The sequence below is a fragment of the Neisseria iguanae genome, from assembly GCF_003013245.1.
In the GTDB taxonomy this organism is placed as follows: domain Bacteria; phylum Pseudomonadota; class Gammaproteobacteria; order Burkholderiales; family Neisseriaceae; genus Neisseria; species Neisseria iguanae.
Map to the genome: position 1 here is coordinate 1 of NZ_PXYY01000051.1, position 18284 is coordinate 18284.

The following is an 18284-nucleotide window of genomic DNA, read 5'->3' on the forward strand; positions in this document are numbered from 1 at the left end:
GGCCGACAACCGCACGCATCATATCGGCATCGCCTTTCCACTCGGTTGGCATATCGCTCAGCTTCAAACCAAGCAAACGGTACACACCGTTCAAATCCGGTTTTTGGCGTACCAATTCCACCGCCAATTGCGCAGCTTCCGCTTCGCCTTTGAGCAACAGGGATTTTTCGTAGATGACGTTGACCAAATCCAAATCAGGGAAGGTTTTCATGTAGCCGATTAAACGGTCCAAGCCTTCTTCCTGCCGGCCTTGCGCGGCGTAAGCTTCATACATTTTCTCGCCGACCATGCTCAAATAGGCGTGGTTTTGCTGTTCAACCGCACCGTAGGCCTCCACCGCAGCGGCAAAGTTACCTTGCTTGGATTCGATGTCGCCCAAAATCATGTTGGCGCGGGTGCATTTTTTATTCGCTTCCAAAGCTTTCTGCACGTTGTAACGCGCCACGTCTAAATTGGATTTAAACAGTGCGCCGTGTGCAATTTCACAATAAAACTGCGCAATCTCGAATTGATAGGTCTGCTCGTTATGACTCAATAATTGCGCCATTTCGATGGCTTTCGTCCAATCACGGTCCTGCTGGTAAATACTCATCAGATGATGGCGGGCTTCACGCGCCATGTCGCCTTCGAGCAACCCGAGAAAGATTTGTTCGGCACGGTCGACCAAACCGGCGCTTTGGTAGTTTTGCGCCAATTCAAACAATACACGTTCGCGCTTTTCGTTCACCGTGTCGGGCGATTCGAGCAAAGCCTGGTGCATATTGATGGCCTTATCGTTCTCACCGCGCTGGCGGTAAAGTTTGCCCAAAGTCAGGTTCAAATCATAAGATTGCGGCTGCTGATCCACCACTTCGGCCAATTCGCGGGCAGCACGGCCGTTGTTGCGGTCAACCAGCGCATCCAAGCTTTTATAGAAACCGGTCGGAATACTTTTGGCCTGTTTCAAAACCGTTTTCATGTCCACCCGCGCGGCAAACCAACCCATTGCGAAGAAAACCGGCAACAGGAATATCGGCAGCAAGATGACCCATAATTCGTTATCCATGAGTATCCTTATTTTTGCATGAGATTGGTTGTGGTGCTTGCCGAAATGGCAGCCGGCACGCGTGGTGTGGCTTTCTGAATATCTTGCTCGGTCATGCGGCCGTGTTTTTTCACTTCGGCACGCAGACGGTTGGCTTCACTGCGCAAACCGAGTAAACGGCCAAACAGTGCAAACATGCCGAACACAATCCCCACCACAAATGCGCCGAACAACACCACAATCAGCGGCATTTCCACGTTCTGCCCCGGCAGGTAGAAAAACGACACCGTTTGGGTATTGCTCACTGCCAGCAGCAAGAACACCAGCAAAATCATAATCTTAATAATCAGGTAAACAATCTTCATTCAAGTCTCCGTCCATGCGGCCCGACACACGTCAGGCCGTCTGAAAATATTCCTGCATAAGTTTAAACGATTTATCGGGTTTAGGGTAGGACGGTACGGCGCAGAAAAGTTCGGGACAACCGCTTTCATACAACCTCCGTTTGCCTGCCGATTGCTGACAATCTGTCAAATACATTTCGACACATTGCCCGACTGCCCGGCTTCTGCCATATTCCATACTGAAAAAATGCACACCAAATCCGCTTTTTCCTACTTGCCAAAACCATATCGACAGGCGTATTGTTTAGCCTTTAAGCTACCCGATCAATCCTGTTTTTAAGAATAAGAAAGGCCATCACCATGAGCAGACCCGTACCAGCCGTATTCGGCAGTGTATTTCATGCCGAAATGCCGGTAATCGAATTTACAGGCGAACAATGGCAGCCGGTCAAATGGCAGACTTCAAGCGATTTGTCCATCGCACCGGGCGCACACGCGCTGCACTACGGCAGCGAATGCTTTGAAGGCTTGAAAGCCTTCCGTCAGGCCGACGGCAAAATCGTGATATTCCGTCCGACTGCCAACATCGCCCGCATGCAGCAAAGCGCAGAAATCCTGCATTTGCCGAAACCGGAAACCGAAGCCTATCTGGACGCTTTGATCGAACTGGTCAAACGTGCCGCCGACGAAATCCCCGACGCCCCAGCTTCCTTATACCTGCGCCCTACCTTGATCGGCACCGACCCGATTATCGGTAAAGCCGGAGCACCGTCACACACTGCCCTGCTGTATATCTTGGCTTCTCCGGTAGGCGACTATTTCAAAATGAGTTCGCCGGTGAAAATCTTGGTGGAAACCGAACACATCCGCTGCGCCCCGCACATGGGTCGCGTGAAATGCGGCGGCAACTACGCCTCGGCCATGCCTTGGGTATTGAAAGCCAAAGAAGAACACGGTGCGGCACAAGTATTGTTCTGTCCGAACGGTGACGTACAGGAAACCGGTGCCTCCAATTTCATCGTCATCAACGGCGACGAATTGGTGACTAAACCGCTGACCGACGAATTCCTGCACGGCGTGACCCGCGATTCGGTGCTGACCGTGGCAAAAGACTTGGGCTGTAAAGTGACCGAACGCAACTTTACCGTTGACGAACTGCAAAGTATGATTGAAAACGGTGCCGAAGCGATTTTGACCGGCACCGCCGCCGTGATTTCTCCAGTGACTTCTTTCATCATCAATGGCAAAGAAATCAAAGTGCAAAGCCAAGAACGCGGCACCGACATCCGCAAAGCCATCACCGACATCCAATACGGTTTGGCTGAAGACAAATACGGCTGGTTGGTTGAAGTGTGCTAATCGTGTCGGACAATCTGAAGGCCGTCTGAAAGCTGACCAATACTTTCAGACGGCCTTTTGTTTTCCACTGCTGCACAAAACGACACTTATATCGTACAATAAACAACAACCAGCAAAGGAGTCACCATGGCGCACACCACCAATAATCCGGTTATCCGCATCACACCGCAAGATTTGCCGCTGCATTGTTCCGGCACCAAACACAAAACTTAGAACGGACATCCGCACGTTTTCCTGCCGGTTCAATCCAATAGACACCGAATGCCCGTATTGCAGCATCCTCTATCATTTAAACGGCGAAATCCCCATCACCATTATTAACCACACGCCATGATTCAACATGCCGCCATTTTATTATTGGTTTCCTTTTGCGCCGCCTGCGGCTCGTATAAAGCCGTGCGCCCTTCTGCGCCGATACCGGTTGTGGCCGAAGCCGAAACCTATTCCGTCAATTACGAAGCCGCCAACGGCCAACGCATCACCGCTGTTTACATCAACAGCAACAGCCCGATGACAGTAGAGCTGCGCCAAGGCAACACAGTCGAAAGCCTGAAGCAAATCCAATCATGGGCCAAAGGCGTGGAATACGGCAACCTTTCCACACGTTGGCATGTGCAGGAAGGCTTCGCCACGCTGACACGCCGCGGCAAACCGGTTGTGTTTACAGAAATTATCGAATAATACCCATCACAACAAAAGGCCGTCCGAAAATCTTTCAGACAGCCTTTTGTTTGGGAAATCACTTCATTTATTCGGTCCACCGCACCCAATCCATCACCCAAGTCAACAGAATCAAGCTGCCGAAGGCAATGCGGTAATAGGCAAACGGCACATAATTTTTTGTTGCTACGAATTTTAATAAGGCTTTCACCGCCAGCAAACCGGCAAAAAATGCCGCGGCAAAACCGACTGCAATCAAACCGATGTCTTGCAGGGTAAAGAATTTGTAGTGTTTCAAAATATCATAGAAGGTCGCCGCAATCATCATCGGCACGGCCAAGAAAAATGAAAATTCGGTCGCCGCCTTGCGCTCCAACCCCCACAACATACCACCCATGATGGTGCTGCCCGAACGCGACGTACCCGGCACCAAAGCACAAATCTGCGCACACCCCACCACAAACGCATCAATAGGACGCATCTCATCAACATTCGCCACTTTCGGCGCACGGCTTTGCCGGCGTTTCTCCACCCACAAAATAAAGAAACCACCCAACACCAGCATCACTGCCACAGTCATCGGGTTAAACAGATACAGCTTGATTTCTTTGCTGAACAACAAACCCGCCACTGCCGCCGGCACAAACGCCACCGCCAGATTCAACACAAAACGGTTAGCCGTGCGTTCTTTGCCGATGCCGTGCATAATCTGACTGAAACGCTGGCGGTATTCGAAAATCACCGCCAACACTGCACCCAACTGAATCGCAATTTCAAATACCTTACCATTGCTGTGGAAACCCAGCAAATCACCGACCACAATCAAGTGCCCCGTACTCGAAATCGGTAAAAATTCGGTCAACCCTTCGACAATACCCAAAATCAGGGCTTGCAACAACAATATAATATCCATTAAACCTCTTTCAGACGGCCTGTTTCATCAATCAAGAAACTTAGCCGCTTCATTCATCCAAACATTGCTTGCGACAATATTCACGTCAAATGGTTTCATGCCGTTTGAAACCATTTGCAGCCAGCATTATAATTCGCCCTGAAAAATACAGGCAGTCTTTTCAGACTGCCTGTTTGTTATTGATGATAATCGGTCGATACCTCAATAATTAGCAGATTTGGCCAAGGCTGCACCTTTGCTCTTGATGCGGCTGCCTGCCTGTTTCAAGCCGCGTTCGGCGCGGACTTTGGCAATCAGTTCGTCAATGGTTTTCATGCCGTGTTGGTAATCGCCGTTGAACAAAACTTCATACTTACCGCCGATAATCACCATCGGCGTGCTTTCAATGCGGTAGGTTTCGGTCAAATCCTGCATTTTTTTCGCTTGGGCTTGATTGACAGCAGAATCATACGCCGCCATCAATTTCCTGCCGTTGAAACTTTTTTGTGCCGCTGCCCATTGTTTGAATGTCGCACTGTCGGCCAAATTGATTTTCTGCTCGTATACTGCTTTAAAAACAGCCGGATTGGCTTGGTATTTCAGACCGGAGCTGTTCACCGCTGCCGCCACACGCGCCAGTCCGAACATTTCCGGCTGCCAGACCACATGCTCGGTGCGTAAGTAAGTATCTTTGGCGAACGATTGGCTGTGTTTCAACAACACCGGATCCAAGTGGTAGCAATGCACGCAGAAATAACCGAAAAATTCCAACACTTCCACCTTATCCGCCTGAACCTGCGCAATAGGTTTTACCAGCACTTTATAATCAGTGCCTTCGGTAGCTGCCTGCGCCCAACCGGCCAAAGATAGGGCCGTCAATATCGAGAAGAATTTCATTTTCATCATTTTTTCCTTATTGAACCAAACGGGTAAAGCTGCTCACGCCGTTTTTCTTCAGCGTTTGCTGCACGCGTTGGGCGGCATCTTGCGCCATCTCACCGCTTTGCAGGCGGTATACTTTTTTACCGTTGGCCGAGCCTTCGACCACACCGGATTGAACACCCATCATAGCCAATTTTGCACGTTGCGCATCGGCGGAAGGGCGGTCGCCATATGAACCCATTTGCACGATGACTTTTTTGTCGGATGACTCCGACACGGTTTTAGTCTCGGCTGCTTTGGCGGATTTCTTCGCTTCTTCATCTGCTGCTTTGCGGGCTTTTTCAATGCTGCCGCTGTTCAGGATTTGCTCAGGGGTTGGCTTGGCGGCTTTTTTATCGGCTTCTTTTTTCACTGCGGCTTGCTTGTCGGCGGCTTTTTTGCCGGCCAGTTTGCGTTCGGCGCGGGCTTTTTGTTTCTCGCCCGATTCTGCCGCCGCTTTTTTCCCGGCTGCCGCTTTATCGGCTTTGGCTTTTTCAGTACTCTTTTGCGCCGATTCGGCTTTACGTTTGGCTTCTGCTGCTTTTTTCCCGGCTGCTTGTTTTTTTGCTGTCTGATTTTCAGCCGCATGCTCTTCGCGCTCTTGTGCCGCACGTTCGGCGGCATCGCGGTCGTCTTCTGCATCAGCCGCTGCTTTAGGCCCAACCGATGCTTTGGGTGTTGGAACAGGCACTACCGCATTCGCAACAGATTTACTGCTGTCATCAGCATTAGGCTGCTCGGTTTCAGACAACGTTTCTTGTACCGATGGCGCTGCCGTATCCGCCCTGTCTGCTTTGTTTCTGCTGTCGGCAGCGGTTGCTTCCGATGCTCGTGAAGCCGGTGCCGGTTTCGGCGAAGCTTGCGGCTGCAAGACTTCCGGCTCGGGAGTCTGCTCAGGGTGAGCCAGCTCTTTGAACTGGTTTTGATTACTCTTGTTCAGGAAAAACAAAATGCCGACAATCACAGCAGTCGCCAGCAGCAACCCTGAAATAAAACCGGCAATACCTTTACCATGTTGTGTCTGTTTTTTCATAACGCACCTTAATATTTTTCAGACGGCCTAATCAAAGTATTCAACCACTCTGAACCGCCGTCTGCTATCCAGATAGGACATTTTATCAATATCTCTTATGTTCGGCAAAATATCGCATAATGCATCATGCACATGCCGTTTCGGGCAGCATCCATTCGCCAGGCCGTCTGAAAAATGGGGGATATTTGTTTATTGTTATGAATTTTGCATATCATATTACAACGCCCTGCGGAAACTGATCGCCTTCAACACATGGTGGCGGCCTACCGCTTCATCACCTGCCAAATCGGCCAGAGTACGGGCCACGCGCATAATGCGGTGGAAGCTGCGTGCCGAAAGCGATAATTTTTCCAGCATGACACCCAAAGCATCACGTGCTTCCTGCTCAATGTTGGCCGCACTGTCCAGCTCGGTCACGCTCAAGGCTGCATTGACCTTGCCCTGCCGCGCATATTGTTTGCCGCGCGCCGCCAACACACGCTGTAACACACTGGCGCTGGATTCGCCCGCTTGCTGCTGCATCAACTCTGCAGCGGGCAGACTCGGCACTTCAATCGTTAAATCAATGCGGTCAAGCAGCGGCCCTGAAATTTTGCTGCGGTAACGTGCCACGCTTTCAGGTGTGCAGCGGCATGGTTTGCTCGGATGTCCGAGATAACCGCACGGACACGGGTTCATCGCGGCAACCAGTTGGAATTTGGCCGGATAAACTGCCTGTCGTGCTGCTCGGGAAATGTGGATTTCACCGTTTTCCAAAGGCTCTCGCAACACTTCCAATACCTTACGGTCAAACTCGGGTAATTCGTCGAGAAACAACACGCCGTGGTGCGCCAAGGAAATCTCGCCAGGGCGCGGTTCTGTACCGCCACCGACCATCGCGGCCGAACTGGCACTGTGGTGCGGCGAGCGGAACGGCCGCTCGCGGCTTAATTCCTGCTGATGGTTGGGCAACAATGAGCGCAACGCCCACACTTCGACCAATTCGTCTTCAGTAAGCGGCGGCAAAATGCCGGGCAAACGTTGCGACAACATGGATTTGCCCGTACCCGGCGGCCCCATCATCAATAAACTGTGTCCGCCCGCTGCGGCAATTTCCAAGGCCAAACGCGCGGTGTATTGCCCTTTTACATCACTCAAATCAGGCAGGTTTATGCTTTCAGACGGCCTGTCGAAATTCGGACATTCGGTTTGTGCCAAAGGCTCAATAGCATTTAAATGCGCCGCCACCCCGCCCAATGATTGCGCACCGTAAACCGTAATGCCTTTCATCACGGCGGCCTGCTGCGCGTTTGCAGACGGCAGCACAAAAGCCCGCCCTGCCCACGCCATCGCCAATGCGCCGCGTACAGGCCGCAGTATACCCGACAAAGCCAGTTCACCGGCAAATTCGTATTGCGCCAGTTTCTCCATCGAAATCTGTCCCGAAGCGGCTAAAATACCGATGGCAATAGGCAAATCAAACCGGCCGGATTCTTTGGGCAAATCGGCCGGGGCCAGATTGACGGTGATTTTTTTCGCCGGGAAATCAAAGCCGCTTTGGATAATCGCCGCCCGCACACGGTCGCAGCTTTCCTTCACTTCGGTATCGGGCAGCCCGACAATGTTGAAATGCGGCAAACCGTTGGCAAGATGGGCCTCCACCTCGACCAACGGCGCATTCATGCCGCTTAAAGCGCGGCTGTAAACCAAAGCAAGCGACATGGTTCAGACGGCCTTATTCGGCACTATCTGCTTTGGTCACGGACTCTGCTGCCGATTCAACTTTTGCGGCAGATTCTTCCACCACGCCGCCTTCCGCAGCAGCAGGATTTTGCGCAGCTTCCAGTTTAGCCAAACGCGCTTCCAATTCTACCAATTTGGTACGTGTTTTAATCAATACTTGCTGCTGGATGTCGAATTCTTCGCGGGTCACCAAATCCATGCGGTTAAAGGCGCTGCCCAGCATGGCTTTGACGTTTTTCTCAACGTCTTTGGCCGGGCTGTTGGCGATGGTTTCGCTCAATTTCGAGGTCACTTCTTCAAACAGGTTTTTACCGAACATAGTTGTACCCTTTATTCATAGCAAAATAATACAGCTATTGTATAAGAGAAAAGGCCGTCTGAAAACATAAGTTTCAGACGGCCTTTTTTTCTTCCATCATGACAAACCGGCAGCAGCTTTCAATGCTTCAGCCTTATCGGTACGCTCCCAAGTAAACTCAGGTTCTTCGCGGCCAAAGTGGCCGTAGGCGGCGGTTTTGCTGTAACGCGGGTGCAGCAAGTCCAGCATTTGCACAATACCTTTCGGGCGCAGGTCGAAGTGTCCGCGCACCAATTTAATCAAATCGGCTTCGTTGATTTTGCCGGTGCCGAAGGTGTCGATCGAAATCGAAGTCGGCTCGGCCACGCCGATGGCGTAAGACACTTGGATTTGGCATTGGGTCGCCAAACCGGCGGCAACGATGTTTTTCGCCACGTAGCGGCTGGCATAAGCAGCAGAACGGTCGACTTTGGAAGGGTCTTTGCCGGAGAACGCGCCGCCGCCGTGCGGTGCTGCGCCGCCGTAGGTATCGACGATGATTTTACGGCCGGTCAAACCACAGTCGCCTTGCGGACCGCCAATCACGAAATTACCGGTCGGGTTAATCAGATATTTGGTTTCGTCGGTCAGCATGTCAGACGACAACACCGGCTTAATGATGTGTTCAATGACGGCTTGAGTCAGGTCTTTGTGGCTGATTTCAGGGTCGTGTTGGGTTGACAATACCACGGTATCGATGCGTTTGACCTTACCGGTTTCACTGTCGTACACGCAGGTCAGCTGAGCTTTGGCATCCGGACGCAGCCAAGGCAGGCGGCCGTCTCTGCGCAATTCGCTTTGGCACTGCATCAGGCGGTGGCTGTAGTAAATGGCAAACGGCATCAAAGCCGGGGTTTCGTCACACGCGTAACCGAACATCAAACCTTGGTCGCCCGCTCCTTGGTTCAAATCAATACCTTCGCCTTCGTTCACACCTTGCGCGATGTCGGGCGATTGTTGGCCGTAGTTCAACACCAGTTTGAAGGTATCAGCCGCAAAGCCCCAATCCGGATTGTTATAGCCGATACGTTGGACGGTATCACGCGCTACCTGTTCGTAATCCACTTTGGCGGTAGTGGTGATTTCACCGGCCAATACGCACAAATCGGTTGCTACCAAGGTTTCCGCCGCCACGCGTGCGGTCGGGTCTTGCTCCAGAATCGCGTCCAAAACCGCATCGGAAATTTGGTCGGCCACTTTATCAGGATGGCCTTCGGATACGGATTCGGAAGTAAACAGAAATTCGCTCATCACACATTCTTTCTTTTAAAATAAACGGTAAAATAAGCCGTTAAATTTTCAGACGGCCCATCCGTCAACATAATCAAACGGTAAAAATCATAGCAGTTTTTGCCCAAACCCGCTATTCAAATAAGAATATTTCTTATTTGAATAGCGGAATTCGTGTGCAACAGACAAAAAAATTCCCGCATTCAGCGGGTTTGGATTGCTCTAAGGCCAACTCGTGATTCAAACGGAGAAATTGGATTCGGGAAACAGCAGATTCAGGCGATAACGCCGGATATACCGTTTCACGAATCAAAAGCTGCCGTTATCGAAATCAGTTCGTCCCAAATAAGCCACATCGGTCTTGGCGACCGTCCACCTTACCTTTCTCGCCGAAAAGCAGGTTGGCATGGAATTCCCAACTCTTAATGCAGAGCGAATGATAGCAAACCTGCGTCGGCATGACAAGCTGACGCGGCGCTTTGTCCACCCGCTTTCAGAAGGCTTGCCATTGAATATTAGGCTTAGTACACCAATTTCCATTACAATTCGGCCAACTCTTTTACGCTTCCCGATTATGTACACCTTGGTCACTTTACTCTTCAAATGCTTCGCTGCTCTGCCGCTGCCGCTTTTGCACGCGCTGGGAAATGTTTGCGGCAGTATGGCGTTTTATTTTTTGAAAAAAGACCGCCAACGCGTTCGTGCCAACATGAATCAGGCCGGTTTGCAGCCCGACGACCAAATCATTCAAACCGTGTTCCGCGAAACAGCCAAAGGCGGCTTGGAACTGCCTGTTGCCTTTTTCAGACGGCCTGAAGAGATTGAAACGCTGTTTAAGCAGGTAAACGGTTGGGAACACGTTCAGACGGCCTTGGATAAGCAGCAAGGTTTACTCTTTATCACGCCGCACATCGGCAGCTACGATTTGGCCGGACGCTACATCAGCCAGCAATTGCCGTTTCCGCTCACCGCCATGTACAAACCGCCGAAACTCAAAGCTGTCGATGCCGTGATGCAGGCCGGGCGCGTGCGCGGCAAGGGCAAAACCGCGCCGACCAATATCCAAGGCGTGAAGCAGGTCATCAAAGCCCTGCGCGCAGGCGAAGCCACCATCGTGCTGCCCGATCATGTTCCTGCGCCCGAAGAAGGCGGCGACGGCGTGTGGGCAGATTTCTTCGGCCGCCCTGCCTACACCATGACGCTGGCGGGTAAACTCGCACAAATCAAAGGCGTAAAAGCCCTGTTTTTTGTCGGCGAACGCCTGCCCGACGGCCAAGGTTTCGCGCTGCACATCGAACCGCTGCAAGGCGAGTTGAACGGCGATAAAGCCCACGATGCACGCATCATCAATCAAAACGTAGAATATTGGATACAGCGTTTTCCGACACAGTATTTGTTTATGTATAACCGGTATAAACATCCGGCAGGCGCGCCAGAATCACCGAATGAATAAGAAAAAGGCTGTCTGAAAAACTTATTTTCAGACAGCCTTTTTCTTGGCATTATGCCGACTATATTTTATATAGTCAAAGAAAATTAAATTTAGCACAATAACATATATGGCATACTCAAAAGACTACCGGCAAATGATACTGAACAAACTTGCAGCAGGTGCTTCCTATCGGGTACTGGCCGGTGGGTACAACATCAGCAAAGCCACCATACAAAACCGGAAAAAATGGCTGGAGAAAAAAGTTGTTACCACACGCAAGTCAAAAATAGACCAAGCCAATGAAGCCGAGAGGGCTTATTTTCTTGAGCAACTACAAGGTTGTCAGCAAGAAATCAGCATGTTTGATTTTTATCAAAACTGAATGTCATAAGGAACTGTAATGATTTGCAACAGCCACAACTTAAGAAGGAATGAAAAATGGAAGTCTTTGCAGAATTCTTTAAATCGCCGGTCGGTATTTTGTCGTTAATCACATTATTGTCGATTTGTGTGATTGCAGCGTTTTTGTTTTTCTGGGTGAAAAAGCAGGCAGATAAATTTACCAAACATAATAGCGGCAAAAGGGACGCAAACCATTCTTTTATAACGTAGAGTAAAAAAAGGCCGTCTGAAACGTTTTCAGACGGCCTGAGGCCTTTGCAAAATCCCCGATTTTGGCACATTTTTTCGTTATATGCTGGTCGAAATTTTTCCTATCTTTTTGATATATATTTGCTTTCTATTTTTCGCTAACTTCAAACTGTAATCAAATCTGGAGTTTTGTAAAGATCTCTGTCTTTATTAATTATGTCTATTCATTTACAACCACGACAAAATTTCCACTTCATCATCAAGGTGTATGTGGCCTGTGTTCAAAGCCGATAAATTGATGCCGAACACGGCATGGCGGGCAACGGCAAGGGTAGAAAGCGGTTCTTGTTGCGGATGGCGACGTCCGGTAGCTAAATCTACGGTGGTCATCACACAGCGCGTGCAGGGCTTGAAATGTTCGAATTCAACTTCGCCTATACGGATGCGATGCCATTGTTCTTCTTCAAAAGCCTTACCGCCCGCTACCGTCAAATTCGGGCGGAAACGTGCCATCTCTACCGGCTCGTCCAAATACGTATTCAATTCCACCAATGAAGCTGTATGGGTCAGCAGATAAGGCGCGCCGTCGGCGAAGGAAAGCGGCGTTTGCGAATGGGCTAATAGGCGGCGGCTGTCGCTGCCCAACCAATGCAAACGTGCTTCTGTGCCGATTTTCCCGCTCAACCAAGCGTTGGCGGCATGGGTTGTGCCAAACGCAGTAAAGCGGTCTTTCCATACCGTGACTTCGCTTGCTTGATTCATATCGTATACCGAGATAAATCGGCGGCTGCCGTCGGGTGCAGTCAACGTGAGGCCGTTTGAATCGGCTTCAGCCTGCCACAGCAGCATTTTCGGGTGTTTGCGTGCGGTCAGCATGATACCGTCGGAGGTGGTGATTAACCATTCACGGTCAAGCGGTAAGCCTTGCGGAGTGATGCCGGACTCGTTCAGAGCATTGCCGCCCATGGATTTGACGGGGTAGCGGCGGATTCCTGTTAAACGCATAATGAAGTTTTTTTCTATTTTAAAAGCCCGTCTGAAAGTTTTTCAGCTTTCAAACGGGCTTAGTGATTTACAAACGGGTTACGCTCAATACGCCTTTGACGTCACTCAGGCTCGCCAACACACGCGGTAAATCGTTGACTTGGCGTACTTCCAGTGTAAAGCGCATACTGGCTTCCAAGTCGCGCGATTGGGTTTGCACGGCGGTGACGTTGAGCTTGTGGCGTGCCAATGCGTCGGACACATCGCGCAGCAGGCCACCACGGTCTTGCGCACGGATTTCCACATCTACTGCAAATACTTGGCCTTCCTGCAGGGCTACCCAGCTTGCGTTCAATACTTTATCCGGCGATTGTTCGGCCAAGTGACGGAACGACGGGCAGGTTTTGCGATGCACGGAAATGCCGCGCTCGCGGGTGACAAAGCCGATGATGTCGTCGGGCGGGGCTGGTTTGCAGCACTTGGCCAGCGTTGTGAGCAGGCCGTCTTCTCCGTTGATGAGAATGCCGTTTTTGCCGCCTTTTTTGATTTTTGACTGCTTGACGATGGTGGTTTCGTCCACAGGCACCGGCGGCGGTTCATTGAGCGTGCCGCAGGCTTTCTGAATCGCTCGCGGCGAGATTTCGCCCTGACCGATGGCAGTGTATAAATCATCGAGCTTTTTGAAGCCGAGTTTTTCCGATAAATCCTGCAGATTCGGCTTCGGATTGATTTTGACGAGCTGTTTGTCTAGCTGGGCACGGCCGTCTTCTTTAACTGCATCGGCGTTTTGCTGGCGTATAAACGAGCGGATTTTGCTGATGGCTTTGCTCGATTTCACCCAGCCTTCATGCAGCCAGTTGACCGACGGATGGCCTTCTTTGGCAGTGATGATTTCCACGCGCTGGCCGTTTTCCAAAGCGGTTGAGAGCGGCACGATTTGGCCGTCTACTTTCGCGCCGCGGCAGCGGTCGCCGATACTGCTGTGCAGGGCGTAGGCAAAATCAATCGGCGTGGCACCGGCAGGCAGCGAAAACACTTTGCCGTGCGGCGTCAGTACATAAATCGTATCTTGGAACAATTCGGTTTTGAAAGCGGAAGCCAAGTCTTCCTTGCCGTTTTCGGCCATGTTTTCACGCCAGTCGAGCAATTGGCGCAGCCACGCGATTTTTTGTTCGTAAGCCGAATCGCCTTTGCCGCCTTCTTTGTAACGCCAGTGTGCAGCGACACCGAATTCGTTGAACTGATGCATGTCGAAGGTGCGGATTTGGATTTCCACGCCTTTGTCTTCGGGGCCGACGATGACGGTATGCAAACTCTTGTAACCGTTGCCTTTCGGGTTGGCGATGTAGTCGTCAAACTCGCCCGGAATCGGCTGCCACAAGCTATGCACAATCCCCAAAATGGTATAACACTCGGGCACGGTGTCGACCAAAATCCGCACGGCGCGGATATCATAAAGCCCGTCGAAACTGAGTTTTTTCTTGACCATTTTTTTGTAAATGGAATAGATATGCTTCGGGCGGCCGGCTACTTCGAAGTGCATGTTGTATTTTTTGAGTTCGCTACTCAAAATATTTAGAAAATTCTCAATATATTCCAGCCGTTCGGTACGTTTTTCGTCGAGCAGTCGGGCGATTTCGCGGTATTTTTCCGGCGCTTGGTGGCGGAAGCCCAAATCTTCCAATTGCCATTTTAGCTGCCATACGCCCAAACGGTTGGCCAGCGGCGCGAAAATATCCAGCGTTTCTTTGGCTAATCCGCGTTTTTCCGGCGAATCTGCCTGCGAGCCGATGTATTGCATGGTACGCGTGCGGATGGCGAGTTTAATCAATACCACGCGGATGTCAGTCACCATCGCCAACAGCATTTTACGCATGGTTTCGGCCTGTTGCGCACGCTCTTCCGGCGTGGCGAGACTATCGACTTTAGTAAACTGAGTCAGCTTTTGCACTTCGTCAATGCCTTTAATCAGCTCGCACACGGTAGCGTTGCATTGCTCGGTGACGGTTTCCTGCCAATTGTCGCAATAGCTGGAAATATCGGCCAAAATGGCCGCAGCCACAGCATCGGCGAGCAAATCCATTTCGTTTACCATCTTTGCCGCGCCCATCAGATTGCTCAAAACAGGTTCGCCGCTGACGGTTAGGGCATCGTGCGGATAATATTGCTCGGCCAGATTTAAGGCTTTCTGAAGCATATTGGCATCACGTTCCGACTGTTTGGCCAAATAGGGAGCAAACCAGTTGCGGTATTGGTTGAGATCAGGGGCGATATTGCTGATGGTGGAGATTCCGTTCATGTCGTATGGGGAAATTCGGTTACGGAAACATTATTGTAACAGGATTGGCAGATGTTAATCATAGCTATTGATACCATAGATAGAATCATAGTGGAATCGCTAAAAACTGCTACAGCGTTGCCCTGCCTTATCGGAATTTATCCATACTGTCTTCAGCAGGCCGCGCCTTGAATCAGTCGTTTATTGATTGCACTGTAAACTTTTGGCTGAAACAGGCTGTCTGAAAAGTCGGATACTTGTTTCAGACGGCCTAAAGTGTTAAGGTGGCAGCGTCAATTTTCGGAGTATAATGATGAAGCTTTATATTTACGACCATTGTCCGTTTTGCGTGCGCGCCCGCATGATTTTCGGTTTGTGCGGTTTGCCTTTGGAAACGGAAATTTTGATGAACGACGACGAAGCCACGCCTGTCGGTATGATTGGTGCCAAACAAGTACCGATTTTGCAGAAAAAAGACGGCTTGTTTATGGGCGAAAGTTTGGATATCGTGCGCTATGTTGACGGGCAGGCAGGCAAGGGCCGTCTGAAAGAAGATATCCGCCCCGAATTGCAGGCTTGGCTGGATAAAGTCGGTGGATACAATAACAAACTGGTGCAGCCGCGCGTGGTTAAAATCGGTTTGCCGGAGTTTGCTACCCTGCAAGCGGTCAAATATTTTGTCGATAAAAAAGAGCAGAATATCGGCAATTTTGAAACCAATCTGAACAAAACGGCGCAATATCTCGAGCGCATCAATGCCGATTTACGGGAACTGGATGCATTAATCGGCAACGAAGGCGTAGGTGCGAATGGTGAAGCTGCGATGGAAGATATTTTGCTGTTCCCGATTTTGCGCAACCTGACTGTGGTGCGCGGCATCAAATGGCCGCAAAAAGTGATGGATTATCTGATGCGCATGAGCGAAGCCAGTGAGGTAAGTTTGTATTTTGACCGCGCGCTGTAAACGCTCGTGACTTCAAAGGCTGTTTGAATAAGGATGGAAGCTAAATCATTGATTTGCACCACATCTGTTCAGACAGCCTTTGTTTTCAAGTTATTCTATAACGGATTTTTCAGGGAGTAAAAAAAGCCCGTTATCTTGATTTGATGCTGCTTATTGTGCAGCCGCAGCAGCTGCGTCAGCCGGAGCTTGCCCATCAGCTTTGCGTTGGAAGCCTTTGTCTTTCATGCAGGCATCAAACGCAGCGCGGTCGGTATTTTCACCGGCAGCTTGCCGACATTGGGTAATGGCTTCTTCAGCGCTGATTTGCGGAACCGGATTTGGTGTCTCAGCAGTTTTGTTGCTCGAACACGCGTTTAACAGCAACGCAGCGGTCGCAACGGAGATAAATAAAGTCTTCATATTGTATATTCCTATATTACTGATGGTTTACCGGGGTTTTCGGTAGTTGCAGAATCAAGTCTGCAAGGTGATGGAGTGGTATCAGTGGGATTTGGTTTCATTTGGCGGTGTAAAGTTTACACCGTTCAAAAGACACTATCGTTAATGACAAAAATGAAATGTTTATCCATTCAATGGCTTGCATCGTTAAATTCTACATCAATGATTACGGAATTATGGCAGAAAAAACAGCCGGAAGAAAACGAAAGGCGCGCACTCCGGTTTGAACAACCGTGTCGTGATTGAGGGTAGCAATGACGAATCAACCAAATCAGGGTTCAAGATTGGTTTGGCCGGTTTGGCCGGCTTACAAAAGTCTCGGCCTTTTTGATTTTCAATACGCAATGCGCAAACCATCACACATGAAGCGGATCAGTCTACCCCGAAATTCGGTTGGAGCAATGCGCAAGGCTGGCGTTCGCCACGGCGTCGGCGGTGGCGTCCGGCAATTTTGCCACATGCGATACCCGGATCGTTGCGATCGGCACGCGCTTTTTCTTGACGCTCGTTGCGTTGGCAACGTTCGATTCGCGGGCTGCGATCTTTGCGGTCATCATCACGGCTGCGGCTTTCAGGCGGCCTGCGTCGGGGTTCTGCCACCGTTTTACCACCCAACCATTCCGGCTCGAAACCTTCAATTCGCTCTATCGGTAAATCGCTGGCGATTAATTCCTTGATGGATTCAAACATTCTTTGCTCGGTTTTGTCCATCAGCGAAATCGCCACACCATCCGCACCGGCGCGACCGGTTCGGCCGATACGGTGCACATAATCTTCGGCTTGCGTCGGCAGCTCGTAGTTGATCACAAACGGCAGCTCGGCGATGTCCAAACCACGCGCTGCCACATCGGTGGCCACCAACACGCGCAGGCTGCCTTCTTTAAACGCATTGAGTGTTTCCAACCGGGTTTGTTGCGATTTGTCGCCGTGAATCGATTGGGCGGCGATGTTGCGGCGCACCAAATCGCGCGTCACTTGATCGACACTTTGCTTGGTTTTACAGAACACGATGACTTGGTTCATGTTCAAATCAACAATCAAACGCTCCAAAAGATTGCGTTTCTGTATGCCGTCCACCGCGATGACGTGCTGCTCGACGTTGGCATTGGTGGTGTTTTGAGCTGCCACTTCTACCAATTCCGGCGCATTCATAAAATCTTGCGCCAATTTGCGAATCGGTGGCGAGAAAGTGGCGGAAAAGAGCAAGGTCTGGCGATGCTTAGGCAGCATCTGCATGATTTTTCGGATATCGTCGATAAAGCCCATATCCAGCATGCGGTCGGCTTCATCCAATACTACAATTTCGACTTTGTTTAAATTAATGTTTTTCTGCTTCACATGGTCAAGCAGGCGGCCGACGGTGGCCACCACGATTTCGCAACCGGCGCGCAGCTCGGCGGTTTGCCTGTCCATGTTCACACCGCCGAACAACACGGTATGGCGCAACGGCAGATTTTTGATGTATCCTGTCACATTTTGGTCGATTTGGTCGGCCAATTCGCGTGTTGGCGTCAACACCAGCATGCGCACAGGGTGCATGGCCGGGGATGTGCTGACTGTGGCGTAGCGTTTCAAACGCTCCAAACTCGGCAGCATAAACGCAGCAGTTTTGCCGGTACCGGTTTGCGCGGCTGCCAGCAAATCGTGTCCCGCCAAGGCTTTCGGAATGGCGGCGGCCTGAATCGGCGTCGGGTTTTGATAGCCTTGCTGGCTTAAGGCAGAAACGATTTCGTTACCCAAGCCCAAAGTTGCAAATGGATTCATAGACGTATCTTTCTATTTCAGACGGCCATATCATTGAGACCGTCTGAAAAAAGCATCAGGATAATAGATTGAAACCGCAACGCCGGATGCCTGCGGCTGAAAAAGGGATAGGAGACAGATTATGCCACAAAACGCGCCCTACTCCCATACCTGATTGCATGACCAAACATGAAAAGCAGGCCAGGGCCTTTGCAAAATACAAAGACACCAACCAAAGCAGTTAATTGGGTTACCAATTAACCGCTTTGCCTTTTTGAGTACTGTCTCCGCCCTTATTTTCCCTTTTTCAGGGCGTATTTCCTACCTTTCAG

Annotated in this window: 17 protein-coding genes; 5 read left to right on the forward strand and 12 right to left on the reverse strand. The window is 50.5% G+C overall.

What is annotated here, in order from left to right:
• On the reverse strand, positions 1-1045 hold a 1045-nt coding region (locus tag C7N83_RS08435; RefSeq protein WP_106741982.1), incomplete at its 3' end, for a lipopolysaccharide assembly protein LapB.
• Between the two features lie 8 nt (positions 1046-1053).
• Positions 1054-1389, reverse strand: coding sequence for a LapA family protein (locus C7N83_RS08440; RefSeq protein WP_106741984.1), 336 nt, complete (start codon positions 1387-1389; stop codon positions 1054-1056).
• Between the two features lie 339 nt (positions 1390-1728).
• Here C7N83_RS08440 and ilvE point away from each other — a divergent pair, with 339 nt between their 5' ends.
• Together ilvE and C7N83_RS08455 are read left to right on the forward strand one after the other, a co-directional pair.
• On the forward strand, positions 1729-2727 hold the full coding sequence (gene ilvE / locus C7N83_RS08445) for a branched-chain-amino-acid transaminase (RefSeq protein ID WP_106741986.1): 999 nt from the start codon (positions 1729-1731) through the stop codon (positions 2725-2727).
• A gap of 333 nt (positions 2728-3060) precedes the next feature.
• On the forward strand, positions 3061-3408 hold the full coding sequence (locus C7N83_RS08455; RefSeq protein ID WP_106742011.1) for a hypothetical protein: 348 nt from the start codon (positions 3061-3063) through the stop codon (positions 3406-3408).
• 67 nt (positions 3409-3475) lie between these two features.
• Here C7N83_RS08455 and C7N83_RS08460 read toward each other — a convergent pair whose 3' ends face one another.
• The 6 genes from C7N83_RS08460 to metK all read right to left on the reverse strand — a co-directional run bounded on the left by C7N83_RS08460 (position 3476) and on the right by metK (position 9543).
• Positions 3476-4300 carry an undecaprenyl-diphosphate phosphatase gene (locus C7N83_RS08460; RefSeq protein ID WP_106741987.1) on the reverse strand — a complete coding sequence of 275 codons (825 nt, stop codon included), beginning with the start codon at positions 4298-4300 and terminating at the stop codon, positions 3476-3478.
• Between the two features lie 201 nt (positions 4301-4501).
• Positions 4502-5182 carry a thiol:disulfide interchange protein DsbA/DsbL gene (locus C7N83_RS08465; RefSeq protein ID WP_106741989.1) on the reverse strand — a complete coding sequence of 227 codons (681 nt, stop codon included), beginning with the start codon at positions 5180-5182 and terminating at the stop codon, positions 4502-4504.
• Between the two features lie 10 nt (positions 5183-5192).
• Positions 5193-6233: an SPOR domain-containing protein gene (locus C7N83_RS08470; protein WP_106741991.1), complete on the reverse strand. Its 1041-nt coding sequence runs from the start codon at positions 6231-6233 to the stop codon at positions 5193-5195.
• A gap of 216 nt (positions 6234-6449) precedes the next feature.
• A complete protein-coding gene (locus C7N83_RS08475; protein ID WP_106741992.1) occupies positions 6450-7934 on the reverse strand; it encodes a YifB family Mg chelatase-like AAA ATPase in 1485 nt (494 codons plus the stop codon).
• A 13-nt stretch (positions 7935-7947) separates the two neighbouring features.
• Positions 7948-8274, reverse strand: coding sequence for an accessory factor UbiK family protein (locus tag C7N83_RS08480; RefSeq protein WP_106741994.1), 327 nt, complete (start codon positions 8272-8274; stop codon positions 7948-7950).
• Positions 8275-8370: 96 nt separating this feature from the next.
• Positions 8371-9543: a methionine adenosyltransferase gene (gene metK / locus C7N83_RS08485; RefSeq protein WP_106741996.1), complete on the reverse strand. Its 1173-nt coding sequence runs from the start codon at positions 9541-9543 to the stop codon at positions 8371-8373.
• A 415-nt stretch (positions 9544-9958) separates the two neighbouring features.
• On the opposite strand from metK, the gene C7N83_RS08490 reads away from it, so the two are divergent.
• Positions 9959-10975 carry a lysophospholipid acyltransferase family protein gene (locus C7N83_RS08490; RefSeq protein WP_106741997.1) on the forward strand — a complete coding sequence of 339 codons (1017 nt, stop codon included), beginning with the start codon at positions 9959-9961 and terminating at the stop codon, positions 10973-10975.
• A 133-nt stretch (positions 10976-11108) separates the two neighbouring features.
• Positions 11109-11336 carry a hypothetical protein gene (locus C7N83_RS08495; protein ID WP_106741999.1) on the forward strand — a complete coding sequence of 76 codons (228 nt, stop codon included), beginning with the start codon at positions 11109-11111 and terminating at the stop codon, positions 11334-11336.
• 437 nt (positions 11337-11773) lie between these two features.
• Here C7N83_RS08495 and C7N83_RS08505 read toward each other — a convergent pair whose 3' ends face one another.
• Entirely contained in the window at positions 11774-12550 is a 777-nt protein-coding gene (locus C7N83_RS08505) for an MOSC domain-containing protein (RefSeq protein WP_106742002.1), read from the reverse strand.
• 67 nt (positions 12551-12617) lie between these two features.
• Complete coding sequence (locus tag C7N83_RS08510; protein WP_106742004.1) at positions 12618-14828, reverse strand: RelA/SpoT family protein; 2211 nt, start codon at positions 14826-14828, stop codon at positions 12618-12620.
• A gap of 292 nt (positions 14829-15120) precedes the next feature.
• Here C7N83_RS08510 and C7N83_RS08515 point away from each other — a divergent pair, with 292 nt between their 5' ends.
• On the forward strand, positions 15121-15771 hold the full coding sequence (locus tag C7N83_RS08515) for a GrxB family glutaredoxin (RefSeq protein WP_106742006.1): 651 nt from the start codon (positions 15121-15123) through the stop codon (positions 15769-15771).
• A gap of 150 nt (positions 15772-15921) precedes the next feature.
• Here the strand turns inward: C7N83_RS08515 and C7N83_RS08520 are convergent, their stop codons facing one another.
• Together C7N83_RS08520 and C7N83_RS08525 are read right to left on the reverse strand one after the other, a co-directional pair.
• Positions 15922-16170: a hypothetical protein gene (locus tag C7N83_RS08520; RefSeq protein ID WP_106742008.1), complete on the reverse strand. Its 249-nt coding sequence runs from the start codon at positions 16168-16170 to the stop codon at positions 15922-15924.
• Positions 16171-16581: 411 nt separating this feature from the next.
• Complete coding sequence (locus C7N83_RS08525; RefSeq protein ID WP_106742010.1) at positions 16582-17973, reverse strand: DEAD/DEAH box helicase; 1392 nt, start codon at positions 17971-17973, stop codon at positions 16582-16584.
• Between the last annotated feature and the right edge of the window lie 311 nt (positions 17974-18284).

Coding starts and splice junctions, on each gene's coding strand:
- C7N83_RS08495 (WP_106741999.1), top strand. CDS start 11,109: ATGATACTGAACAAACTTGCAGCAGGTGCTTCCTATCGGGTACTGGCC.
- C7N83_RS08460 (WP_106741987.1), bottom strand. CDS start 4,300: ATGGATATTATATTGTTGTTGCAAGCCCTGATTTTGGGTATTGTCGAA.
- metK (WP_106741996.1), bottom strand. CDS start 9,543: ATGAGCGAATTTCTGTTTACTTCCGAATCCGTATCCGAAGGCCATCCT.
- C7N83_RS08470 (WP_106741991.1), bottom strand. CDS start 6,233: ATGAAAAAACAGACACAACATGGTAAAGGTATTGCCGGTTTTATTTCA.
- C7N83_RS08440 (WP_106741984.1), bottom strand. CDS start 1,389: ATGAAGATTGTTTACCTGATTATTAAGATTATGATTTTGCTGGTGTTC.
- C7N83_RS08525 (WP_106742010.1), bottom strand. CDS start 17,973: ATGAATCCATTTGCAACTTTGGGCTTGGGTAACGAAATCGTTTCTGCC.
- ilvE (WP_106741986.1), top strand. CDS start 1,729: ATGAGCAGACCCGTACCAGCCGTATTCGGCAGTGTATTTCATGCCGAA.
- C7N83_RS08505 (WP_106742002.1), bottom strand. CDS start 12,550: ATGCGTTTAACAGGAATCCGCCGCTACCCCGTCAAATCCATGGGCGGC.
- C7N83_RS08515 (WP_106742006.1), top strand. CDS start 15,121: ATGAAGCTTTATATTTACGACCATTGTCCGTTTTGCGTGCGCGCCCGC.
- C7N83_RS08465 (WP_106741989.1), bottom strand. CDS start 5,182: ATGAAAATGAAATTCTTCTCGATATTGACGGCCCTATCTTTGGCCGGT.
- C7N83_RS08475 (WP_106741992.1), bottom strand. CDS start 7,934: ATGTCGCTTGCTTTGGTTTACAGCCGCGCTTTAAGCGGCATGAATGCG.
- C7N83_RS08490 (WP_106741997.1), top strand. CDS start 9,959: ATGATAGCAAACCTGCGTCGGCATGACAAGCTGACGCGGCGCTTTGTC.
- C7N83_RS08480 (WP_106741994.1), bottom strand. CDS start 8,274: ATGTTCGGTAAAAACCTGTTTGAAGAAGTGACCTCGAAATTGAGCGAA.
- C7N83_RS08510 (WP_106742004.1), bottom strand. CDS start 14,828: ATGAACGGAATCTCCACCATCAGCAATATCGCCCCTGATCTCAACCAA.
- C7N83_RS08520 (WP_106742008.1), bottom strand. CDS start 16,170: ATGAAGACTTTATTTATCTCCGTTGCGACCGCTGCGTTGCTGTTAAAC.